The organism is Porphyromonas pogonae, assembly GCF_036320655.1.
Classification (GTDB): domain Bacteria; phylum Bacteroidota; class Bacteroidia; order Bacteroidales; family Porphyromonadaceae; genus Porphyromonas; species Porphyromonas pogonae.
In genome coordinates, this window is sequence record NZ_CP143258.1 from 695,396 (window position 1) to 720,687 (window position 25,292).

General features: G+C 42.8%; 16 protein-coding genes. 9 read left to right on the forward strand and 7 right to left on the reverse strand.

Annotated features, from left to right (window positions below; all coding sequences use genetic code 11):
* Positions 1-4: 4 nt before the first annotated feature.
* Genes VYJ22_RS02705 through VYJ22_RS02715 form a run of 3 tightly spaced genes read right to left on the reverse strand, consistent with a single transcriptional unit; the run spans position 5 to position 5,887 of the window.
* Positions 5-1,207 carry a glycoside hydrolase family 18 gene (locus VYJ22_RS02705; protein WP_329904903.1) on the reverse strand — a complete coding sequence of 401 codons (1,203 nt, stop codon included), beginning with the start codon at positions 1,205-1,207 and terminating at the stop codon, positions 5-7.
* Positions 1,208-1,226: 19 nt separating this feature from the next.
* A complete protein-coding gene (locus VYJ22_RS02710; RefSeq protein WP_329904905.1) occupies positions 1,227-2,903 on the reverse strand; it encodes a RagB/SusD family nutrient uptake outer membrane protein in 1,677 nt (558 codons plus the stop codon).
* 17 nt (positions 2,904-2,920) lie between these two features.
* On the reverse strand, positions 2,921-5,887 hold the full coding sequence (locus tag VYJ22_RS02715) for a SusC/RagA family TonB-linked outer membrane protein (RefSeq protein ID WP_407989443.1): 2,967 nt from the start codon (positions 5,885-5,887) through the stop codon (positions 2,921-2,923).
* Positions 5,888-7,764: 1,877 nt separating this feature from the next.
* Here VYJ22_RS02715 and VYJ22_RS02720 point away from each other — a divergent pair.
* Genes VYJ22_RS02720 through VYJ22_RS02735 form a run of 4 tightly spaced genes read left to right on the forward strand, consistent with a single transcriptional unit; the run spans position 7,765 to position 10,807 of the window.
* The gene (locus VYJ22_RS02720; RefSeq protein WP_329904907.1) at positions 7,765-8,340 is read left to right on the forward strand and encodes an RNA polymerase sigma factor; all 576 of its coding nucleotides are present in this window, start codon (positions 7,765-7,767) and stop codon (positions 8,338-8,340) included.
* A gap of 50 nt (positions 8,341-8,390) precedes the next feature.
* Complete coding sequence (locus tag VYJ22_RS02725) at positions 8,391-8,519, forward strand: hypothetical protein (RefSeq protein ID WP_329904908.1); 129 nt, start codon at positions 8,391-8,393, stop codon at positions 8,517-8,519.
* Between the two features lie 19 nt (positions 8,520-8,538).
* Entirely contained in the window at positions 8,539-9,192 is a 654-nt protein-coding gene (rpe, locus tag VYJ22_RS02730) for a ribulose-phosphate 3-epimerase (protein ID WP_329904910.1), read from the forward strand.
* A 40-nt stretch (positions 9,193-9,232) separates the two neighbouring features.
* The gene (locus tag VYJ22_RS02735; protein ID WP_329904911.1) at positions 9,233-10,807 is read left to right on the forward strand and encodes a ComEC/Rec2 family competence protein; all 1,575 of its coding nucleotides are present in this window, start codon (positions 9,233-9,235) and stop codon (positions 10,805-10,807) included.
* Here the strand turns inward: VYJ22_RS02735 and VYJ22_RS02740 are convergent.
* Both VYJ22_RS02740 and VYJ22_RS02745 read right to left on the reverse strand, forming a co-directional pair.
* The gene (locus tag VYJ22_RS02740; protein ID WP_329904913.1) at positions 10,749-11,303 is read right to left on the reverse strand and encodes a shikimate kinase; all 555 of its coding nucleotides are present in this window, start codon (positions 11,301-11,303) and stop codon (positions 10,749-10,751) included. The genes VYJ22_RS02735 and VYJ22_RS02740 overlap by 59 nt on opposite strands.
* Entirely contained in the window at positions 11,300-13,378 is a 2,079-nt protein-coding gene (locus VYJ22_RS02745) for an HD family phosphohydrolase (protein ID WP_329904914.1), read from the reverse strand. The genes VYJ22_RS02740 and VYJ22_RS02745 overlap by 4 nt, the downstream gene beginning before the upstream one ends.
* 283 nt (positions 13,379-13,661) lie before the next feature.
* Between VYJ22_RS02745 and ahpC the strand changes: the two genes are divergently transcribed.
* Positions 13,662-14,231 (forward strand): alkyl hydroperoxide reductase subunit C, encoded by a 570-nt coding sequence (ahpC, locus tag VYJ22_RS02750; RefSeq protein WP_329904915.1) that lies wholly within the window; start codon positions 13,662-13,664, stop codon positions 14,229-14,231.
* Positions 14,232-14,475: 244 nt separating this feature from the next.
* Positions 14,476-16,029, forward strand: a complete 1,554-nt coding sequence (ahpF, locus tag VYJ22_RS02755; RefSeq protein ID WP_329904917.1) for an alkyl hydroperoxide reductase subunit F — start codon at positions 14,476-14,478, stop codon at positions 16,027-16,029.
* Positions 16,030-16,144: 115 nt separating this feature from the next.
* On the opposite strand, the gene VYJ22_RS02760 is transcribed toward ahpF, so the two are convergent.
* Together VYJ22_RS02760 and glgP are read right to left on the reverse strand one after the other, a co-directional pair.
* On the reverse strand, positions 16,145-17,248 hold the full coding sequence (locus VYJ22_RS02760; protein ID WP_329904918.1) for a TlpA disulfide reductase family protein: 1,104 nt from the start codon (positions 17,246-17,248) through the stop codon (positions 16,145-16,147).
* A 204-nt stretch (positions 17,249-17,452) separates the two neighbouring features.
* On the reverse strand, positions 17,453-20,047 hold the full coding sequence (glgP, locus tag VYJ22_RS02765; protein WP_329904920.1) for an alpha-glucan family phosphorylase: 2,595 nt from the start codon (positions 20,045-20,047) through the stop codon (positions 17,453-17,455).
* 1,802 nt (positions 20,048-21,849) lie between these two features.
* Between glgP and dgt the strand changes: the two genes are divergently transcribed.
* From dgt to VYJ22_RS02780, 3 genes are all read left to right on the forward strand, one after another.
* The gene (gene dgt / locus VYJ22_RS02770) at positions 21,850-23,187 is read left to right on the forward strand and encodes a dGTP triphosphohydrolase (protein ID WP_329905558.1); all 1,338 of its coding nucleotides are present in this window, start codon (positions 21,850-21,852) and stop codon (positions 23,185-23,187) included.
* Positions 23,188-23,326: 139 nt separating this feature from the next.
* Positions 23,327-24,025, forward strand: coding sequence for a (d)CMP kinase (cmk, locus tag VYJ22_RS02775; protein ID WP_329904921.1), 699 nt, complete (start codon positions 23,327-23,329; stop codon positions 24,023-24,025).
* Between the two features lie 80 nt (positions 24,026-24,105).
* Positions 24,106-24,996 (forward strand): 4-hydroxy-3-methylbut-2-enyl diphosphate reductase, encoded by an 891-nt coding sequence (locus VYJ22_RS02780; protein WP_329904923.1) that lies wholly within the window; start codon positions 24,106-24,108, stop codon positions 24,994-24,996.
* Positions 24,997-25,292 lie beyond the last annotated feature (296 nt).

Below are 25,292 nucleotides of genomic sequence, written 5' to 3' on the forward strand. Positions count from 1 at the left end.
GTTATTAGGGTCTGTATTTAGTCGGATTCTGAATTTGAATTACTTTGCGCACATACTTATAGTTTGCAGGATATTCGAGCTCAATATGGTAAGCAGCCCAACCGCCCTTACGTTTAGAACCTGTAGGCTTCCAAGCAGCTTTTCTTTCCGCATGAGTAGTCCCGTTCTTCACTGCATCAGCACTACTGCCTCCACCGGTAGTCCATCCTCCATTCTTTTCAAACTCATCTGCAACGATAAACTTCTCAGATGTAAATCCCTTGATTCCTAGACACTCACTATAGCGACTCTGGAGAGAAGATGGATTCGAATTATAATACGCTTGAGAAATGAAGTAGTCCATGTACTCACCCATGTCTGGGAAATGTTTATTCATTGTATTAAGTTCTCCATCAATAATCAAGATCTTACCTTTACGACCAGACTTAGGCCCATACATCTTTCCCATCTCTTCAATGAATAATTTCATATTATTTACCCAATTAGGATTACTGCTTGGAGTAAACTCATGAAAACCACCCCCATGATCACCGACATATGGCTCGTAGTCAATGTCATATCCATCCAAGCCGTGCTTTTCAATAAAACGAGTAAGCTCTTGAGCATATTCTACGATGGCACGCTGCTCTCTGCTCAAGTTAGGTCTACCATATAATTTTAGAGACTCTTCTTCTTTCATATTCTCAACCTTCTTATAAATCGCATCACGTCCGCCCGGTAATCCCAAACCAACGCTTGAGTTTTGCCAGCAAAGCAATACCTTAAGCCCTTTTGTCTTTTGAGCATACTTCAGGTCTTTCCACTTATCACTATTCTCTTCATAGGGAGCAGTGCCACCCCAGAGAGATACCATCTCTACAGAGTCGGGTAAATTTGACAAGAAACTACGTGGCATTCCTTCGGTGGCACTCCAGCCTGCATACCAACCATACACGATCTCATGATCAGACTCTTTGTATTTCCTTACAGATTCCCAGTATCTATCATACATCACAGCAACATCCTTGTTCCACTGTTCCGTTGCTTTGTTCTCGTCATTCTGAAGTTTTTTCTCTTCAGCCCATTTCTTAAGATCTCTTTCGCGAAGCTGATTTGTGATTTTATCAGTCTCGATATCTATTTTTTCGACATCTGTCCACTTACTACAACTTGAAAAAGCAAATACCCCTGCAAGCATGGACATAAATAATATATTGACGTTTTTCATTTTATGAATGTCTTAATTATTAGTTTAACAACGGATTCTTATCCCACCATAGGCGAGTAGCACTATTATCAGGACCTTGCAACAATGGTAATGCAGCATTTACATTATCCTTATTCTGCTGTTTTTCAGAAAGAGGGAAAGGAAATCTTCTTACACCGTATTTATAGCCATCACTACTTACAACACCTGCATTGGTACGGTTTTCGAAGGCTGTAATCTGTTTGGGATATCCGGTTCTTCTCCATTCTGACCATGCTTCTTGTCCGTCAGGGAATATAGCGATGTATTTTTGAGTGATGATTTGCTCTAAATGCTCTTCGTCGGTCTGAGCTTGATCCCACACTTTGCTCAACTTCGATGGGGCTGTGGCACTGTAAGTAGGATTCAAGACATCATCATAGTTGCCTGAAGAAGCTTTAGTTGATAAGTATGAACCTAATCGAACGTTATTTTCTTCAAAAGATTTGGCTACACCTTTTTCATAGAAATCTTTAGAGTTACCTTGAATAAGTCCATAGAGAGCAGCTTCAGCCTTGAGGAACAATACTTCTGAAGCTTTGAACCAATAAACAGGGGTATCATCTTCTACATTGGGTACCGAATAGTTTTTATAAAAATCAGCTTTGCTTTGCTGGGGGATACCTGTTCTTATAGCAAAGAAATCTTCACGGTCAGCGGCCTTCCCTCTTCTAAAGTATGAGTCTATACGTGAGTCGCCAAAACCTTTCAAATAAGAATAGATTGTAGCGCCCATGCGAGTATCGCTATAAGAGTCCCAAATCAATTTCAAAGAGTTCAAGTAATTGAATCTTGTACTATTTTTGAGGCAAGCTATTTCAGCTACATCATCAATGGTACCTCCGGGGTGTGTAGTGGCAGTTATTGCATACTTCTTAGCCAATTCAGGATCGGCATAGCGTACACGCATAGCCAAACGAAGCATAAGAGAGTTACCCAATTTGATCCATTTCTTAACATCACCATGGTAAACACCGTCAAAATCAGCAATAATCTCTTTGCTACTTGCCGAGTAGTTTGTCAATGTCTGAACAGCCTCTTCCAATTCAGCCAAGAATGAACGATAGATTGACTCTTGAGAATCATAAGGAACTTTCAGCTGTCCGAGTCCGATCTTAGAGTAAGGCATGGGACCAAACATATCGGTAGTGCGGTGCAAAGCTTGGATTTTGATGATCTGAGCTAAAGAGAATACACTCTGATTGAGCAAATCTTTATTTTTGTATATCACTTTACCATCAGCAGTCTTCTCTTTGATATGCGTCTGATCCTTGATCTGCATCCATGTATTGATAATATTATTGAAAGAAGTGGAGTAAGCGTAATTTACCCATCCTTCGATCATATAATAAGTGGTAAAGTTGTTCCCGTTATTGAACTTATTTACCATAGGAGAGAAATAGCCGATCCAGTTATCAGATGCCAAGTTCAGCATTACTTGATACTCGTTGGGTCTATCAGTACTTTCTCCCGGGCTTCTCGTAGGGATCACTCTTTTCTGAAAATCAGTGAAGTATCCGCCAAGCCCCACACCATCGTATTCTTTTTGCTGGGCATCCGGATCAAGAGGGTTCTTATTGATTGATTCGAAGTCTTTCGTACATCCTACGAAAGCCAATAGCGAACAAGCCAATGCTCCCTTAACGATGCTATAGTATATATACTTAAATCTATTCATTGTTGTTATTGTAAGTATTAGAATTCAACTTTTACATTAAAACCAAAGCTTCTCAAACTTGGAGTCATGAAGAATTCGGTGCCGGTATATGTGCCGGTCGATGACGTTAACTGCGGATCAAAAGGTGCATGATTGTAGATCATCAGCAAGTTTCGTCCCGTAAGAGAAAATCTCAGGTTCTTCACACCCCAGAATAGAAGGTTTTTCGGAAGGCTGTATCCAAGTGATAGCTCTTGCAAGCGAACGTTGGTAGCATCATAGGTATAGTAAGCCATAAGTCCTTCACCACCGATAGTGCTATAGAATTTCTGTGCATCATATTTATCTCCGCCTATCATTACACCGCCATTATCTCTTGCTACAGCAGACTCTTTCGATACACCATAAGCATCAAGAACCGCTTGAGTACCTGAGTTTACAATACCTCCGAAACGGCCTGTGATAAGCATATTCAGAGAGAAGCCTTTGAACGTGAATGTATTATTAAGACCGAGTGTAAAGTCCGGATTTACCGTACCCACCTTGATCAATTGAGATCTATCTATTTCATACAAACCGGATTTGCCTTCGATAAGCTTGTTATTCTCGTCTTTAGCAAGTAAGCCTTCCACATATACATCGCCGATTTGGCCTCCTTCACGAAGATATACACCGCCTCTTTCTTTAAGTTTTATCTCTGTGAGGCTAAACTGTTCGCCTGTCACAGGGTTTGTATAATCCTTCACAAGTTCCTTGATTTTATTCACATTGCGAGTATAAGTCAAGTTGGTACTTAACCCGAAATCACCGAACTTATCATCATAGCCAAGCGACATCTCAATACCCGTATTCTGAACATTACCGGCCTGAACATAGAACCCTGAATAACCGGAAGACGGCGCAAGGTCACTTAAGAATGTTTGGTTATACGTATTAGAGCGATAAAGTGTAAGGTCGAAGTTAAACTTACTGTCCATGAATTTAGAGTTAAGTCCGAACTCATAAGATTTTGTTCTTTCAGCTTTAAATTCAGGGAAAGGATATGTAGACAAAGGTACTACACCCTTTGCAGGAGATAATGGGTAAGTAATGGTATTAGGAGTAATACCCGTCTGAGTAATAGGAGAACCCACCTCTGTGTAAGAAGTTCTCAATTTAAGATAATTGATGAACTTGGGAAGCTTAACCATATCTGAAATAATGCCTGAAAGACCTATAGACGGATAGAAGATTGACGGTTCTTTTGAGTTTACAAGTTGAGAAGCCCAGTCATTACGTCCGGTAAGAGAGAGGTAAAGCATACCCTTATAACCGAATTCCATGCTTCCGAATAATGCAATATTTCTGGTGTGACCATGCAATTGTCCGGGAGATGAGTTGGTGGGGTCATAGTTGTGAGAAGAGAAAAGGTTAGGGATATGGAATAACTGACCACCCATAGTATTACCGAACTTTAATCTATCCTCGTAGCTTGATCCGAAGTTTCCTGTCAGACTAAAATCATCGTTGATGCTCTTATTGATATTCAGGATGACATCAGCATAAGTCTGGTTGAAGTTTTCGTTATTGTTTGTGTAATATCCTTTGTTGGATCCTGCCAATAATTTAGTTGTAGAAGCATGCAACTTCTGCTCTATTACAGAACTTGTATTGTCTATTCTCACACGACCGGCAACGTTCATCCAGCTATTGATATCGTATTTCAGGTTGGCATAAAACATGTAACGTCTTTTCTTAGATGTAAACATCTCACGGTTTACTATCCAGTAAGGATTTTCTGTAAAGAATCCTTCACGTTGCACCAAGTAGTTCCAGTTTTGCTCGGCAATACCACGAGAAGGATTGAAAACCTCATATGCTTTTACGGAATTGAAGTCCTCATCTCTCGGGAAAAGATAAAGAGAGGTAAGAGGATTGAAATATCCGCCTTCCGAGAACATGTTTTGATCACCTTGCAAGATATAATTGGCGCTCAAATCAAGATGCAGTTTATTATCAAGGAAGTTTGCCGAATTTCTCGCTCCAAAATTATATCGATAATATCCATTTGAAGGAATAATACCATTTGCATTAGTGGTCGCTACAGATACGAAAGTCTGATTATCCTTATTGCCAGTGGAAAGAGTGAGAGAGTTCATGAAATTCATGCCGGTATTGAAGAAGTCTCTCGGATTGTAAGTCGAGGGCTGCTCCAATTTATTTCCCCAGCTACGGAATGTTCCGGGTTGGCTTCCGTATGTATTCTGAAATTTCTGCATCACAAAAGGCTTGAAGAAGTCAACACTTGAGGAAACATTCACCTTCATTTGTCCCTCTGCTCCCCTCTTGGTATTGATCAGAATAACACCATTTGCAGCTGATGCACCATACAACGCAGCAGCGGAAGGTCCGGTAAGTACTGATATACTTTCAATATCTTCCGGGTTAAAGTCTGATATACCTTCACCACCTCCGGGTCTGCCATATCTTCCCCCTGCAGCTCTGGAGTCATTACCTAAAGGTACACCATCGATTACATATAAAACATTATTATCTCCAATGATAGATTTTGCACCACGCATTACTACACGTGTGGCACCACCTACTCCGGTAGAACTTTGCTGAATGTTGACCCCTGCCACTTTACCGTTGAGGCTGTTCATAAAGTTTGCATCCTTTACAGTGGTAAGAGCATCATTCTTTACTTTTTGCACATTGTAGCTCAATGCTTTTTGAGAGCGCTTGATACCGAGAGCCGTCACCACAACAGCATCAAGTGCTGTGGCATCTTCCTGCATCACAATGTTAAGATTGGATTGGTTAGTTATTTTGAGAGTCTGGGGTTTGTAGCCTACATAGCTAATTTCCAGAGTCGCCCCCACAGCAACCTGCAATGTAAAGTTACCGTCAAGGTCTGTAGTCGCACCTAATGCAGTGCCCTTTATAGCGACACTCACACCAATGAGAGCCTCACCCTTGTTGTCTGTAACATTACCCTTTACAGTTACTTTCTTTCCCTGCTGCATGTTGATGCCCGGGACATTTACACTTACGTTCTGCTCCGCAGTAGTGGAAGCCAGCAAGTTACCTGCTCCACATAACGGCATAGAAAGTACAAGTGTCAATAAACCAAAGTACTTTTGTTTCATAATGAATTAGTAAATAGTGTTTTTATCTGTAATCGAAAGATTATTTTCCATCAGCAATCTTTATTATCTGTATGATTGTGCGCTCATATGTTTAGTTACAAAGGTAGTTATATGTGCATTAAATAATCTATTTAAGAATACATTGTGTTATTTTAACTATTTTATAACATTAAATAAACTATACGTCTAAATATAATTTATTAATATCGGCCTTTGTGATATTGTATAATATATTATTTAAAGATATGTGTTCAGTAATTGATTTTCTTTTAAAAACATCGGATGTGTAGATTGTCTCATGCCCCTCCAAGCATTTGCCTTAGAGTACTTATTATGCCACTTAGTGTCGTATGCAAGGATATGGTTTATAGATGATCCAAAGTTGGGGTGTGTGAAGATGTTTCCATAATAAGAACCCTGAGAAGATTGGCTCCCGCAATACCTTTTTTCGCTTTTATTCGAGTAGTCGGAGACCTGTGTTTTTACCTGTTTCCCTTTATAAACGGGTTGTGCTTTTAGATTACTGATTTTTGCTCATTGGCAATCATGCGGGATAGGATTTACATGTATTTACATTTCAGATTACAGGTCAGTCTTTTGACAAAATGTCAAAACTCATTCTCGAAAATCGACCTTCTTGGATATTATTAATGGGTTGTGAACTTGTAAACTAAATATTTTGATGATGGCTCACATTACTGTTATTTTTCGGTTTCTTAGTTAAGAGAATGAGCTTATTTGTACAAAGTCTAAATAAGAAATGGTTTTTGAGGGCTCTAAAATCTGTCTCAAAGTAGGGTTTAATAAATATACCGTTGCATTACCGACCCACAAATGAATAATAGTAAAATGTGCAGCTACAATACTCTTTTTCTTTATGTTGCGTCTCGGTTTGTAGGAGTAAGGGGTAAGATGTAAATTTTATTATGAAGAGACTGTCATGCATATAGGATAGGTCTACAGACCTATTACGATAAGTCAACTGATCTGATACGATAAGTCGATCGTCCGTGTACGATAAGTCAGCTGACTTTATAGGATAAATCAGCCGACTTATTATGATAGGTTGGGGGAATGAAATGCAAGAGGAATGGGGCTCAAAATTAGGCACAAAGGTGACAATAACTTTAGAGTGGCGGAGTCAAAGTGTGCAGAGCTCAGGATTGGTGCTACTGCCGTGTACAGGGTTGTGAGAAAAGGGGAGAGCAGTCACTGCTTACGGTGAGGAGTGGAGTGTCCTCCCGATGCCCGTTATGGGATAAGCGATGGAGTGTATCTATCTGTGGATGATGATGAGGTGTCATGTTCATTTATTTCTGTATCAGGTGTGGATTCGTGCTAAATTAATATACAATTAGTGCCATTATAAGTATGGTCGATTTGTACTCCACAAATATACAACATGGGATACCCCCTTGTCAATACCCCGGATAAGTGAGGTGATGTTGCAGGTTGTTATGTCCGAAAATCATCAAAAAAACTGACAAAATGATAGTAAGTGGAGTTTTTTGCAGGCGAATTTATATTCTATGATTGCGATTGTGACTACTTGATTATCTTTCGTTTAGAGTCTTATTTTATTTTTTATGTGGCTCTGTGTCTTGGTTTCTTGGTGTGGGAGTATTAAAAAATGTAATGAATTGGTATTGTATCTTTCATTTTTATTTCTTTAATTTGTACCCAAACCAATAAAAAATAGAAAGCTTATAGGAAACATCTCTACTTTGTAATTAATTTAAAAACTTATTGAATCTATGAATAGATTTAATGATTTGACTGACGATCAACTCGTACAGTCTTATGCAAAGGGATGTAATGAAGCTTTTGATGTTCTCTTGAACCGCTACGATGCCACAGTGCATACTTACATCAGGTTTTCAATCCAGGATACTGATGCGGCGGAAGATATTTTCCAAGATACATTTATCAAAGTTCTTACTACCATCAAAAGAGGTCGCTACAATGCTGAGGGCAAGTTCAAAGCATGGCTGTTGAGGATAGCGCACAACTTGGTTATGGACTATTTCCGTAAGACAGGGAGTGAGGCACGCTATGAACAACCGCACAGTGAGGAGTATGACTCTCCGTTTGCCCGTATAGCTTCTGACCAGCCCAATAGGGAGGAAGAGATGACCAAGGAGGATTTGCTCAATGAGCTGTACCGCAATATCACTAAGTTGCCCATGGAGCAGCGTGAAGTGGTGATGTTGAGATATTGGGAAGATATGAGTTTCAAAGAAATTGCCGATGCCACAGGAGTAAGTATTAATACGGCTTTGGGTAGAATGCGCTATGCTCTGATTAATTTGCGACGTTTTTCTTTGCAATAAGAGATATAGGTTGTACGTTTGTTATGTGAAAACAAACAAATGTATTGCTTATGACAAACTTCTACACATTATCTGAGCGCGAGCGCCAAAACATTATCCTGAGAGCTGAGTACGAACGCAGAAAACCAAGACATCAGGAGACATTGGCTAAGCTCCGTATCCTGGCGGCTATCATCTGAAAAGAAGGAGTGTGACGACATGAAATCACCTATTATATCTCCTTCTTTACTATCCGCCGACTTCTTACATCTGGACCGAGACATTGATATGATCAACCGCAGCAATGCGGATTGGTTACATATTGATGTGATGGACGGTGTGTTTGTACCCAACCTTTCTTTTGGTTTCCCTATCCTTGAAGCTATCAAGCCGGTGGTGAGAAAACCGCTGGATGTGCATCTCATGATCGTAGAGCCGGCCAAGTTTGTCAAAGAACTGGCAACTTTGGAGGTGCATACAATGAATGTGCACTATGAGGTGTGCAACCACCTGCATAGGGTAGTGGGCGCCATACACGATGCCGGCATGCAAGCAGCGGTAACCCTGAATCCCCATACTCCCGTAGAATTACTCACAGATATTATACAAGATCTTGATATGGTATTGCTGATGAGTGTAAATCCCGGTTATGGCGGACAAAAGTTTATCACGCATACGGTGGACAAAGTGACGAGGTTGAGGCGGATGATAGATGACAGAGGACTCAAAACACTGATCGAAGTGGATGGCGGCGTAAATGCTGCCACGGGCAAACTATTGGTCGATGCCGGCGCTGATGCGCTGGTAGCCGGTAGCTATGTATTCGGGAGTGATGACCCTCTTGAAGCTATAAACACGTTGAAAAGATTATAAAGACTGTTTATAATTTCGGCTAACCGCTCAAATCTCTTACATGGATATAAAGACACCTTCGGCATTTGCGGCGGAGGAAGTATTGAAACGCCCATGTGTTATCGTTTTTGCATGTATATTCTGTGGGGTGTTGTGCAGTCAGGCATTTCACTCTATACGCATACCTGCCTTCTTCGCAGGTTGTGGCATGATAATCTTGTGCACCGGGCTGTATTACCGCCATCGCAAGCATGAGGAGCTTAGTTACAGCTTTGCCGACCGCATGATATTTACAAGTGTGCTCCCTTTGCTTATGGCTTTGGGGGCATCCCTTCATTATGTCTATACTTGGCGAGTGCTCCCTGATCTCGATGGGGGTCGCATGCGCGAGGTGCAGTTACAGATGATCTCTGATGCTACGGCATATGGCGAGGGATTCAGATGTACGGCACGGGTGATATGCTCGGAAAATGATAACCTGAGTGTAGGTTCACAGTCTGCTGTTTTGTATGTCAAGCACAGGCCGGCAGGGACATTGCCACACAAATATGACACCATATCGCTCTCACACGCCTATTTCACTCCTGTGAGGTATCTGCCTGCCCCATATGGTACATGGGTAAAAGCCCGCAGATCAGTAGGGACTTTACGCAGTACCCAATGCCGTGTGTATCCTCTGAAGCAAAGGGGCGCGGCAGATATTCATTATCGCATGCTTCATCTCAAGGAAATCTTTGTACAACAGCTCCTCGCATGGCGGATACCTGCAAAGGAGAGGGAGATGTTGGAGGCTCTGGTGCTGGGCAGACGTGGCGGGTCGTATGAATACCGGGATGTGCAGCAGGCGTTCAATGCCGTGGGGATATCACACCTGTTGGCTGTAAGCGGATTTCATGTGGGTGTAATGGTCTTTTTTGTCTCTTTTCTTACCTCCATATTGGGCTGTGGCAGAGTGCTCAATTGGTTGCTACTCATTGCTGCGGCATGGACCTTTTGTTTCTTTACGGGGAATTCGGTACCCACGGTGAGGGCTGCGCTGGTTTTTACACTGTACGGCTTAGGGTTTATCATCAAGAGGAAGGCGGACAAGGTAAATACGTTGGCACTGGCTGCCACGATACTACTCGTGGGTAATCCGTATATCTGGTATGATGTGAGCTTTCGCCTCAGCTTTACCGCCGTGCTTTCTATCCTGCTATTTTATAGACCTCTGTACAACCTTGCTGGCGAGGTACGGCAGCCTCTGCTGAAGTACTTGTGGTCGCTGGTATGCCTCTCCTGCTCGGCACAGATCCTTACCTTACCACTGATATGCTACCACTTTGGCTCTGTTACCTTTATGGGCATTATAGCCGGCGTACCTGCCGTGATCATGGCATCGTTACTTATTCCCCTGACGTTAGTGGTATTGATAATAAGCTCATGGAATATTGTAGGAATTGCTCCTATATTACAGGAAGCAGTGATGCGACTTACGCACTTGATGTATGGAATGGTAGAGGGGTTTGCCCGGGTAAGTATAGCTCCCGTAATGTGGGATGCAAGGCTGTGGCAGATGCTGTTGTATTGGGTAGGTACTATAGCTTTGGCTCTTCTGTACTATTATAGACGCTCAACATCTTCTCGATTTCTTTGACCAAGATGTCTTCATCTTCTGGCGTCTCCATCTTGTTGCAAGGGAGGCTCAGGCGGGCTTGTTTATATATGGGGAGGCGCGTTTGCATAGCTTTCACCACATGATCCATTAGTTCGTCTCCTGATTTGTCTTTGATGGTAGGGCGGGTGCGTTTGCAAAGCTCCAGGCGTTTTGCCAGTGTCTCATTGTCTACATCGAGATAGATGGTAACGCCGCTTTCGTTCATCAGCTCCATATTGCCGGAGTGACAAGGCAGTCCCCCCCCGGTAGCGATAATGCAATCTTGCATGCCCGACAATTCTTGGATGATCACAGCTTCACGCTTCCTGAATTTAGTCTCCCCTATAGACGCAAACATATCTGAAATGCGCTGTCTGAAACGATTTTCCATGAAGATATCTGTGTCAATAAACGGCAGAGACATGCTCTCTGCCAATTTCTTGCCCAGCGTGCTCTTGCCCGAGCCCATATAACCTATGATAAATATCGGTTTCATGCTTTTGCAGGCTGCACATTCTTTTCGGGATAAGTGATGCGGGAATGATACATTGTTTTGAGCTTTTGGTAAAACACATTCTTGATGATCTGGATATCATGGAAGGTAAGAGGGGTGTCGTTGAGGAGTCCTTCAGAGATGATATTGTCTACAATCTTGTCGATAAGTGTCTTGATGCCCTCTTCGGTATGTTCTTTGAGACTTCGGCTCGATGCTTCCACGGCATCCGCGAGCATCAGTATACCTGTCTCTTTGCTGAAAGGGTTGGGACCCGGATACGTAAAGTTTTCTACATCGATCTTTTCGTCGGGGTGTTCGTTGTAATAAGAGGTGTAGAAGTACTTTGCTTGTCCTCGCCCATGGTGTGTGCGTATAAAGTCTATGACAGCATCAGGGAGATTATATTTCTGCGCCAGTGCTATACCGTCTGTCACATGGCGAATGATGATGCGTGCGCTCTCGTCGTACGGTAGTGTGGCGTGGGGATTGATTACTCCTTGATTCTCTGTAAAGTACATGGGGTTCTTCATCTTCCCGATATCATGATATAGGGCTCCGGTTCTGATCAACTGTACATCGGCTCCTACTTTGGAGGCTGCTTCTGTGGCGAGAATGGATACTTGTAGCGAGTGTTGGAAGGTACCGGGCGCTTCTTCCGATAGCTGACGTAGCAAAGGTGTGTTGATATCGCTGAGTTCTACGAGGCTGATGTTGGACACATAGCCGAATACCTTTTCAATAATATACACAAGGACATAGGAGAACATCAGGAAGATCAGGTTGATGGCGAAGTTGAGTACCATGGGCCATATCTCTTTGTCCAATGCCCCGTTGCGCATGAGTATAAGGCAAAGGAAGATGATAATGTAGGAGACAAACACCAGGAATGTGGTGCGGATCAGATACCATCTCGAACTCAGGCGCTGTAATCCCGATAAAGCTACCATACCTGCTATGACTTGTAAGATGATAAACTGGAGCGGATCGGACACGAAGATGGATGATAACAGGATGCAACTGACGTGAGATACAAAGGCTGTGCGCGAGTCGAAGAATGTGCGCATGATTACAGGCATCACCGCATAGGGGATGATGTAGAGGTCGAACCATCCGTACGAGACCACCAGCTCCGTGAGCACCGTGAATGTAAGTATGGCTGCTGCAAGGAACAGCCCGTTCTTGACTACTCCTATAAACTGAGGGCTAAAGAATACAAGGTGCACCCACAGGGTGAAGAGAATAAATACGGAAAGTAAGAAGATGCCTATATATACGACATGGCGCTGTGTGTCACCGCCTGACTTCTCCTCATATACTTGCTTGAGTGAGCGTAGTATGTTGTAGGTGTAGCTATCGACAATCTCGCCACGGCCTATGATGCGCTCCCCTGACTGTACGATACCGGTAGAGAGTGATAAGTTGCTGAGTTCGTCCTGAATGAGGTTGTCTGTAAGTTCTTTATTGTAATTAATATTGGTTTTAAGGAAGCGACTCAAATCCATTCTTGTGAGCTCTTCTTTATCAAGATGTGCGGGTAGTCCCTCAAACATCATGTCATAGGCTTCCTTGAGCGTATAGAATCGGGTAATAGGTTGATCCTGCAAAGTATTGTCCTCTCCGATGAGGCTTACTTCGAGGTGATTCTCTGATCTCAGCTTGTCCTGCTCTTCGTTGGTGATCAGTCCTCTGCTGTATAGTTTACGGAGTGTGGTCTCGATGTAGCTGAGGTACTGGTATGACAATTTCTTGGGTACGCCATCTTCCTTGCATTGCACTTTCCATGCGGATATCATGGCTTCCCCTACTTTGCTGTCATAGTTGTAGACCGGTTTGATGTTCTCTTTGATACTGTCGCGCTCGGCTTGTATCACTGCTTCTGTCTTATAAATAGGGAAGTCGTACGGAGCCGTAATGAGCTCGTATTGCCAGGGTTTGCCTTTGTTGAACTGATATTTGAATCCTTTCTTGCCGGGCGATAGCGCTGTTACTATCACAGCAACCAATAAAAGCGACACCAAAGCTTTGATGTTTTTGCTTGCTTTAAATTTGTCCGATATATTGCTGATTTTATTCATTGTCTTTGTCCTTTAGACACAAATATACCAATATTTAATAACAGTCTGTAAATCGATCGATAGATAAGTATATTGCTTTATACGGGTTAATCACTCAATACAGTTATAGTTTTTCTCATTACTCACCGAAAAGATAAGCGAGCGTTCGCAAAGTACTCATATGCAGTATATAAATCATGAATGAGTGTATAAATGCTGTCGATTGGAGATAATGAAACGACCATCTACCTTTGTGATACAATCATTATAAAACAATAGACGATATTAATTAAAATTAAACATTATGACACCAATTATCAACACTCAAATGCCTGAGTTTAAACTTCAGGCTTATCGCAAAGGCGAAGGATTTATCACTGTAAGCAACGAAGACCTCAAAGGCAAGTGGGCAGTATTGTTCTTTTATCCCGCTGACTTCAGCTTTGTATGTCCTACCGAACTTGCGGATATGGCAGACAAATACGAAGAGTTTTCTAAACTGGGCGTAGAGATACTGTCTGTAAGTACGGATACTCACTTCGTGCACAAAGCATGGGCCGATACTTCTGAGAAGATTGCTAAGCTACAGTACACCATGCTGGCCGATCCTACCGGCAAACTATGCCGTGATATGGGCGTGATGATCGAAGAAGAAGGCCTTGCTTACCGAGGTACATTCCTCTTCAACCCTGAAGGTTTTGTGAAAGTGGCTGAAATTCATGACAACGGTATCGGCCGTGATGCTTCAGAGTTGCTTCGCAAAGTAAAGGCTGCACAGTTTGTAGCGAGCCATCCTGACGCTGTATGTCCTGCAAAATGGCAAGAAGGGGATGAAGTCCTCAAGCCAAGCATTGACCTTGTAGGCAAGATCTAATTGATACAAGCATCTATTTAAAGCACTATAAGGGGAAACGACTATGAAGGCATCTCCAAGCCTTCGCCATTGTTCCTACTAAATATTGAAATGTTGTGACCATAAATTACCATTTCAAGGTCGTTTCCCCTTTTGTATATAACCTCTCTACCTTACTCCATAATATATAACATAAACCTTATACGGGAGGTGTACCTGAACCACAATCAGGGTATGTCCTTTCTTCAAACAACTACTACACTCTATGTTTCTCGATCAAGATATCATTAATAATCTCAAGGGTATTTTTGCCTCTCTGCAAAACGACTATACCCTTGTTGTTAATAGTACTGCCGATAAAAACGGCAGTGACCTCTCTGCCATGTGCCAAGAAGTAGCGTCTACCTCCCCTCGTATTACGGCACAGATAATACAAGGTGATAGACTGTCTCTGTCTTTGCTACGCAATGGTGAGACCACCGGTGTTGTCTTTCGCGGCATTCCTTCAGGGCACGAGTTTACGAGCTTCCTGATCTCTATCCTCAACGCTGACGGACAGGGAAAGAATCTGCCCGATGAATCTCTGCGAAGCCGTATCGAACGACTCAATACACCTATACAGCTTACCACCTATGTTTCTCTAAGCTGTACCAATTGTCCGGATGTTGTGCAGAGCCTGAATATCATGGCATTGTACAACCAAGGTATCAGTCATGAGATGGTAGATGGTGCTATATATAAGGAAGAGGTAGAGAGTCTGGGAATCAGTGCTGTGCCCGCCGTTTATGCCAATGGCAAGGAGCTTCACATGGGACAATCGTCGTTGGGAGAGCTATTGCTGAAACTTGAAAAAGCCGTGGGAGTATCTGAGTCGGAAGGCAAATCTGTAGACAACACTCCCAAGAGCTATGATCTCCTTGTTGTGGGCGGAGGTCCTGCAGGTGCTGCTGCAGCTATCTATTCGGCTCGCAAAGGGCTACGTGTGGCTATAGTGGCGGGGCGTATAGGCGGTCAGGTCAATGAAACTACCGGTATCGAGAATATTCCCTCGGTAGTAGAGACTACCGGTACCCAATTGGCTGCGGATCTGCGCCGTCATGCCGAGGTATATCACATAGATCTTTTGGAGCAACGTGAAGTAACGGGGATAAGTCTACAGGGAGAAAAGAAACTTGTAGCCACCAATCTGGGCGAACAGTTTATAGCTGATCAAGTGATTATAGCTACAGGTGCTTCATGGCGTAAGCTGGGTGTCCCGGGCGAAGAGGAGCATATCGGTCGCGGTGTAGCTTTCTGCCCGCATTGTGATGGTCCGTTCTTCAAGGGTAAGGACATTGCCGTAGTAGGCGGGGGTAATTCAGGTATAGAAGCAGCCATAGACCTTGCAGGTATTTCTAGCCGTGTCACCGTGCTTGAGTTCATGCCTGAGCTCAAAGCCGACAGTGTGCTTCAGGAGAAGCTCAAGAGCTTACCTAATGTGGAAGTACTCAAGAATGTAGCCACACAGGAAGTCGTTGGTGAGAATAATAAGGTCAAAGCTATTAAGCTAAAGCACCGTGAGTCCGGAGAGGAACTAAACATAGATCTGAGCGGTATATTCGTTCAGATAGGCTTAGCGCCGAATACCAAGGCTTTTTCAGAGCTTGTAGAGACCAATCGTATGGGCGAAATAGTGGTAGACGAGCGTTGTCGTACCTCTGTTCCCGGTATATATGCCGCCGGTGATTGTACTACGGTACCTTACAAACAGATTGTAATCGCTATGGGTGAGGGTGCCAAAGCAGCACTTACAGCCTTTGACGATAGGATCAGGATGTAGTATCTCTTCTTTATCGGATTTTTCTTATAAAACTTGTTTGCAAAAATAATAACTGCCGGGCTCTTTCAATGAGAACCCGGCAGTTTTGATTTATTTCTTAAGGCCAAATCAGAGATTAATTCATTGGTTTGGCATCCTTCATAGCTTCTTCTACGGCAGCTTTGATCTCTTCACCAAAAAGATTTCGTTTGATAATCTTTCCGTCAGGTCCTATAAGCATGATTTGTGGGATTCCATTTACACCATAGAGCTGTGTGGCTTCGTCTTTGTTTACAATTTGAGGCCATGTGATTGGTAGTTCTTTCATGGCAGACAGGTGATCTTCCATCTTGTCCCAAACAGCTATACCCACTACTTCAAGTCCTTTGGATTTATACTCTTCATATATTTTGGCAATATTGGGTATCTCTCTTCTGCAAGGTCCGCACCATGATGCCCAAAAATCTACAAGAGTGTATTTGCCTTTGCCCACATAATCACTCAATTTTACAGCTTTGCCTGCATCATCAACGCCACTAAAGTCGATAAACATGGCTCCCGCTTGTGTCTTGAAGACATTCGCTTTAAACTCAAGTTGGCGTTTGACAACTCGGTCATTCAATACCTTATCTCCTGCTGACTTCTTGAAGCCCTCTAGCTCTTCTTGTGTAAGATCTGTCTGTAGTAATTCCACAAAAGCTTTTGCCCCTAATGCATCATTGTGGTGTTTTTCGTAAAGAGCTTTGTTCATCTGGGTATACTTGTTATTGAACTCTTTGTAGAGAGCTTCCCCTTTCTTTGAGATTTCTTCTTTTGGAGTTATAGAATCAGCTTGTAGATCTGCGATATTTTTTTGGAGTACCTCCATCATGCTGTCGGCTTGTGTGCTGAATGCTGAGTATTCGTCATTCAAAGCTGTGCCCGATGCAACGCGCTTGGTTAAATCTACTTTGATAGCACCCGGCTCAAATATCAGCGAAGTCATGTAGTCTTGGGGCATATAAACGGAGCCGAAGTTGAGTGTGTCACTCACTACACCTTTGAATGTGAAAGTATTGTTCTCTACTTTTACACTGTCTAGGGTAGTGTTTCGGTCTGCCATGAGGTAGACCATCTTTCCATTGGCATTCGCTTCCACAGGTATTGTCCCTGAAATTGTATACTCATTGGATGTTTTCTTACATGCAGTAAAAGCCGTCAATACGACCATGGCTGCCAATAAAGTCTTTTTAATAATCATATTTACAATGTGTTTGTGAGAAATCTATAGACTAAAGTATGAATATTTATCAACTGTATAATAATCCATACTTCAAAAAAGCATAATATTTTTGATATAAACAAGAAAATCACCTGATTGGATTTCAAAAAGTCTAGTTATCCCTTTCTTTCTCCTATTTCGCATGTATGCTGTCGTTTGGCCTTTTGAGCCATTACCTCTCTATCAGTGGTTGGTAGGAACCCATTTCACGTAAGCAAAGTCCATGCGGTGGGGCAAATCCGTGTTAGACGGCAGGATGCGGATACCGATCTTATGGTGTCCCCTTTCGGGCATTATATTTTCCAGAGAGTACTCTTCCACATTTCTATCTTCTATTCTGTTTTTGAGTGTAAAGGTATATACCTTATCAAGCTTCAACACTGCTCCTTTGTCAATATCCTCTTCTTCCCTTGCCACTACAAGTTCCACAGCAAGATCACATTTCAGTGTTCCTTTATCTATCGTGATTTTATAGGAGCTCTCTTTGTCCTGATGTCTCATGCTTGTCTGGCTGTCATCTACGCCTGATATCTCCAGAGACATTACACGCATCGAATCCCAATTATCCGCCACTTGTCGCTTCCAGTTTATGATGTCCTTGGCTTTCTCGTTGTAGTTCTCATGCAGTTTGGCCGATCGTTGCGCCAGCTTCTGATAAAACTTGGAGTAGTAGTCGTCCAGCATGCGTTTCATCGTGTAGTGTGGAGCAATAAAGTTCATCGAGTTCTTGATGTACTGTACCCAGTCGTCAGAGAAGTCTTTCTCCTCTTTACTGAAATACAAGGGGATTATCTCATGCTCCAGTAAGTCGTATATGGTAGCTGCATCGAGCTTATCCTGAAACTGCTGATCTTTGAAAGTTCTTTTGTCTGTGAGTGCCCAGCCCGCATTTTTACGATAACCTTCGTACCACCATCCGTCGAGCACCGACAAGTTGAGCACGCCGTTCATCTCCGCCTTCTCGCCCGATGTACCCGAAGCTTCCAGTGGTCGTGTGGGGGTATTCATCCAGATATCTACTCCCGCTATAAGTACCTTGGCTAGTCTGATGTCATAGTTTTCAAGGAAGATGATTTTCCCTATAAACTCAGGTCTGCGACTTATCTGCATAATATGCTTGATGAGAGCTTGTCCCCCTCCATCGGCCGGGTGCGCTTTGCCAGTGAAGATAAACTGTACGGGATGCTCAGCGTCATTGACGATTCTGCTGAGCCTGTCGAGATCCGTAAAGAGGAGGTGAGCACGCTTGTAAGTGGCAAATCGTCTGCCAAAGCCAATGAGAAGAGCATCGGGGTTTATACCTTCGAGTAGTTGAATCGACTGTTCGGGATTGCCATTGTCTCTGATCCATTTCTCTCCATAATTTTTACGGATAAAATCGACCAGATGATTTTTTAGAGCTTTCCTCACTTCCCAGACCTCTTTGTTGGGGACGCTTTGTATCGCCGACCACAGCTCTTCCTGGTCTTGTTTCTCGAGATAATCTTTTCCGAATAGATTTACATAAAACTCGTGCCACTCAGGCGAAGCCCACGAAGGTAAGTGCACACCATTTGTGACATATCCTACATGGAGCTCTTCAGCGAAAAAACCTTTCCACACAGGAGAAAACATTTTTTGAGACACCTTACCATGGAGGAGGCTCACACCGTTTGCCTCCTGACAAGTGTTGAGGGCGAATACACTCATAGAGAAGCGCTCATTGCTTCCGGGATTTTCGCGCCCCATGTCAATAAACTCTTGCCATGAGATATTCAACTTGTGTGGGAAATGCCCGAGGTATTTGCCAAAGAGGTCTTCGGTAAAATAGTCATGCCCTGCCGGTACAGGCGTATGTACAGTGTATAGCGATGATGCCCTCACAAGCTCCAGTGCCACGTCAAAAGACAACTGCTCATTTTGCACATAGTCTACAAGCCTCTGTGCTGTCATGAGAGCCGCATGCCCTTCGTTCATGTGATATACATCCTTCTTTATGCCCAGCTTATTGAGCAGCATGATACCCCCAACACCCAACAGGTACTCCTGTCTCATGCGGTTTTCCCAGTCTCCTCCGTAGAGTTTGTGAGTAATCTCTCTGTCCCAGTTGCTGTTCATGTCTATATCGCTATCCATGAGGTATAGGCTCACATGACCCACATCTACCTTCCAGATATAGCAGAAGACGGAGTGTGTAGAGAATGGTACTTCCAAGATCATGGGAGTACCGTCAGAGTTCATCACTTGCTTGATGGGGAGTTGTGTGAAGTCTTGCGCTTCATAGTTGGCGATCTGTTGGCCATCGGCACTCAGTCCTTGATTGAAGTAGCCGTATTTGTACAAGAAACCCACTGCTGCCATATCCACACGGCTGTCACTGGCTTCTTTGAGATAGTCTCCTGCCAATACACCCAAACCTCCCGAGTAGATCTTCAGCACATTGGTGAGTCCGTATTCCATGCTGAAATATGCTATCGAAGGCCTTTGGCTATTGATCGGTTGCTTCATGTAATTGTGGAAATCCTGATACACAGCGTCTATCTCAGCCATTAGCTCTGTGTTTTCTGTGATTTCATTGATGACGGATGTGGTGAGAGCTCTTGTCATCATTACAGGGTTGCCCTCTGTCTCTTCCCAAAGACTGGGTGATATTTTTTTGAATAGGTCTTGCGCTTTATAGTTCCAAACCCACCATAAATTGTGAGCTAGTATATCTAACTTCTCTAAATTTTCGGGGAGCTTTGAGTACGTATATATCTCCGACCAAATTGGAGTGTTTGATTTTTTTTGAATGATCATAGATGCCGTTTTTTATTTATCCCATTCTAAGTATGTATATGCGTCGAATGTATTTCTTAATCTACAAATATAAGCTTAAATCCATGAACAAAAGAAAATCAGCTAAATATTATATGTTTATTAACAACGCTTTATTGATAATCAGGGTTGATTTTCTTTTTTTACATATTTAAATTGTATGTACCCCGGACAAATTACTATCATTCTGTCAGTTTTGCCGTGATTCTCCATTGGAGTCGCTTGTAGCATGCTACTGCTATTCCGCGGGTATTGACAAAGGGGGGGCTATGTTGTATCTTTGTGATTGCAGTAAGCACATTCTATTTCCATCCCATAATAATATATTATTTCTACACGATTTTATAAACGATACACAACTTTATGAGCCATACAGCACAGCATAATTCACTGATAAGTACAACCCCTCATGTATTCATACCTCAATACGCAAGGGGATATTATGCTCCATCATAGGCTGTCCCTTTATCGCTCATTTCGCGTCGCTATCTCTTCGCCAAGAGTTGTAGCCGATGCCCTATCTTCATGGTAGTCTTGCTACTAAGTATCATATTTCCCTCTCTGTTTTTCCTTAGGAGATCTTTTTCTCTGTATATCATCCTCTGCACATATCATTATTTGTCGGCCAATTCATGCTATAGAGTTGCCCCATTTATCCTATACGGTCAGTTGACCTATCGTACACGGACGAACAACCTATCCTATACGGTTGATTAACTTATCATACACAGACAACGATCTTATCATAATAGAAATTTCTCCTGTCAACCACCTACCATATACACTTCTATAATATTAAGGAATGGAATAATATGCTGATAGATTTTACAATTGCTCATTATTGCATTCGAAAGGCAGACCTCTATTTATTTAGCCTCATTTTTCCTCTATTTTAAACCATGAAAAAGCCGTCCCTTATTTAGACTTTGTACAAATAAGCCTGTTTTCTTAACTAAGAAACATAAATTTTAGGGGCAATTTCACTTATGTTTAAATTATTTAGTTGTATTGATGCCAATGCTTTAATTCTTTTTGCTGTTTGTGGGCGGGCAATCATCAATCTATCATTTTGTCAGAATTTTATCTCCCACGGTATAGTTCGCTTTAAGGGAGATGTTTTAGACTTCCTATTTCATTGATATTAGTTTTATAGTTTTCAACATTTCCTTTAGTCTTGTATATAACTTACGGTTAATAAGAGAATTATTTATTTTGTGTATATAGATCGATGGAGAAGTGTATTGGAGTTATCAACATTTTGGCGGAGTTGTTAGGATTTATGTTCAAAACTTTTGTTTTTACACCGTATTCATGTTCATAACTAGGTAATAACTCCATGTTCAGTGTGTACAAAGAAGATGGTGAATAGTATCAGGTGGGCATGCCTTGTTACATATATTCTTGTTGATAGTATGTGGATAATGTGTTGGTATTATGCTGTAATAGGCAATATAAATATGTTGATAACTTGTTGGTTTATTTTGTTGTGGTCTGATTAATATCTTTATAAATAGACTATTGAGTTATTAACATCCGATTTTCTACACTTGTGGTAATTATTTTTTACTTCGATCACAGGAGGTGTGGATAACTCCATGTTGCGGGAATAAATCGTGCACTTATCCTTACATGCCATGGAGTATACCCTACTAAATTACCTCATGTTGATAACTGCTTACCGAGCCGTGCCGGGGCTGCTTCGGTTAGAAAGAATAGCTCTTAAAAAATCCTTATCTTTAAGCAGCCTAATCATGGTGGTACATAATAATAAACCAAGAGTTATGATGAATTGGAGTCAACTGCTTTCGGATCGTCGACTAGGAGCATATGCCCAAGCGCCCGTAAGCAATAAATCTTTGAATAGGAGCGATTTTGAACGGGACTATGATCGCATGGTCTTTTCCACCCCTTTTCGCCGGCTCCAAAATAAGACTCAGGTATTCCCCCTGCCCGGTATCATCTTTGTGCACAACAGGCTTACTCATAGTTTGGAAGTCAGCTGTGTGGGTCGCTCATTGGGCAATATGATATCTTCCTGTCTCGAGCAGCGACACGGCAGTGATGCCATACACTCTCGTGGTGCTATCAGCTCCATTGTGTCTGCCGCATGTCTGGCTCATGATATGGGTAATCCGCCATTCGGGCATAGCGGAGAGCGTGCCATCAGTGCATATTTCCTCGAAGGTGAGGGGCGCAAGTGGGTGGATATGGTAAAGCTTGAGGGCGATCGCTGGCAGGACTTTACCAACTTCGAAGGTAATGCCAATGCCTTCAGGTTGCTTACCCATCAGTTCAAAGGCCGTCGCCCCGGAGGTTTTGCTTTGACGTACAGTACTATGGCCAGTATAATCAAATACCCTTACAGCAGTGAGCTGGCAGAGGGGCGCAATAAGTTCGGATTCTTTGCCTCGGAGGAGGAAACCATGAGGGAAATTGCCGATGAATTAGGGTTGATAAAGATGAGCGACTCTCCGCTGAAATATGCTCGTTACCCGCTGGTGTATCTCGTGGAGGCCGCTGATGATATCTGCTATCAGATTATGGACTTGGAGGATGCTTACAAACTACATATCCTGAGTGGTGAGGAGGTGCAAGAGCTGCTGTATGCTTTTTTTGACGAGGGCGAATTGCGGGAGATCAATCGCGTGCTTACCTATATCAATGACAAGAATGAGCAAATTGCCTATCTGCGCTCCAAAGTAATCAATATACTGGTGGAGGAGACCGCATCGGTATTTCTCGACCATGAAACGGATATTCTGAGCGGAACTTTTACAAACACGCTTATCAATAGTATTTCGCCCAAATTGCATGCGGCCTTCCGTGCATGCACTGCAGTCGCTTATGACAAGATCTACAGAGCCAAAGAGGTTGTGGATGTAGAGCTGGCGGGGCATCGTATATTTCGCTTCCTCATAGAGCAGATGATGGAGGCGCTCACTCATCCGCACTATCAGTACAGCCGTACGCTGCTCAACCGTGTGAGTTCGCAGTACGATACTGATCAGCCCACAACTTACGGCAAGATACAGTGCTCACTGGATTATATATCCGGCATGACAGATATATACGCCTTAGATTTGTACCGTAGTATAACGGGGATGAACTTACCGGGGCTATAATTGTTTTTGTTATATCAAGTATTATATTTGTCAGCGAAAACTCTGTCTCAAATCAATTAGGACGATCAGCAGAAAGTTTATGAATACGGTATGTATCCGTTGAATCGGAGTAAGCCGTGGAGTCAAATAAATATTGAAAATGTCTAAGAAAATCATTGTTGCCATTGACGGTCACAGTTCTTGCGGTAAAAGCACAATGGCTAAAGATTTAGCCCGCAAGGTAGGTTACGTGTATGTTGATACCGGCGCCATGTATCGCGCCGTAACATTATATAGTCTGAATCATCAGTTGTGGCAGGGATCCATACCCGATGCCGAAGCTCTCGAACGCCATATTCATGACATCAGGATAGACTTCCGTCTCAATACCGAGACCGGTCTACCCGAGACTTATCTCAATGGAAAGAATGTAGAGCGTGAGATCAGGACGATGAAAGTATCAGGCCATGTAAGTCCTATCAGCACCTTATCCTTTGTGCGCGAAGCTATGGTAAAGCAGCAGCAAGCCATGGGACTTCATAAGGGTATTGTGATGGATGGGCGGGATATCGGTACCACCGTTTTTCCCCATGCAGAGCTCAAAGTATTCGTCACTGCATCACCTGAGATAAGGGCTCAACGACGCTTGGATGAGTTGCGGTCCAAAGGCGATAGTATGATAAGACTGGAGGATGTACTCAACAATCTGAAGGAGCGTGACTATATCGACTCGCATCGTGATGTGTCGCCCCTCAAAAAAGCTGAAGATGCACTGGTTTTGGACAATTCCAATATGACAATAGCAGAGCAAGATCAATGGTTGCTCGATCGGTTCAGGGAAAAGACAGAGAATGACTAAAGCATTTGGCGAAGGCCGGATAAAACAGTAATGTCCGGAGCTTGCGCCAATTATTTAATTCATTTCTCAATATATCATTTATGCAACTGCCTATAATAGAAATTGACGAAAAATCCGGCTTTTGTTTCGGTGTGATCAATGCGATCAAACATGCCGAAAAGGAATTGGAGGATTCGTCCGATAAGCTCTACTGCTTGGGGGATATTGTGCACAATAACCAAGAGGTAGACAGGCTCGAAAAGAAAGGGATGCAGACCATCAACTACGATACACTGAAGACCCTGAAGAATGCGCGAGTGCTTTTTCGCGCGCACGGAGAGCCCCCCGAGATATACAAAATGGCGCAAGATCATAATATCAACCTTGTAGATGCTACATGCCCTGTAGTGGTGCGCCTGCAACAGAGTATTCGCAATCATTACCAATCGTCGCGCGAACAGAATGCCCAGATCGTAATATACGGCAAACAGGGGCATGCCGAGGTAAACGGGTTGGTGGGACAGACTGGTGGTGATGCCATTGTGGTACAGGATATAGATGACCTGAACAAAGTGGACTTCTCGCGCCCTGTCATTTTGTTTTCTCAAACGACTAAACCCCTGGATGGTTTTCACGAACTTATCAATGAGATTGAACGCCGCATAGAACCGGGCGTGTCTTTTGAGTACAACGATACCATATGTCGCCAAGTGGCCAATCGCATCCCGCATATACAAGAGTTTGCCCAAAGTCATGAGCTGGTCATCTTTGTAGCCGGGACTAAAAGCTCCAACGGTAAAGTCCTCTTCGGTGAGTGCCGCAAGAGTAACCCCAATAGTATATTCGTATCGTCGCCTGAACAGTTGACATTGGATATGCTCATGCCTTTGCCCCACACTATAGGGATATGTGGAGCTACCTCTACACCCAAGTGGCAGATGGAGCAAATATCTGACAGAATATTATCCTTGCTCGAAGGTCTTAAGGAGTAGGAGTTAAGGGTATAACGTTCATAGTGTCGTATAGGCCATATGATATTCAGGGAGATTCCTATCATGGGAACCTCCCTTTTTTATTGTAGCATAAAGCATGGTATAGAGCCATGTGCCGATAATAATAATGATATCAGATTACAGCTCTTGGTACTGAATAGTGGGTATTCTGGGGTGGATTAAATACCTATTAGTCGTGATTGGCTGTTGCGGGAGAGTTCTATATTTTTATGCTACAATTGTGAAGTTATGAATAGATCATTCGAAAAAGTATTTTTAGGCATCTATCATCTGAG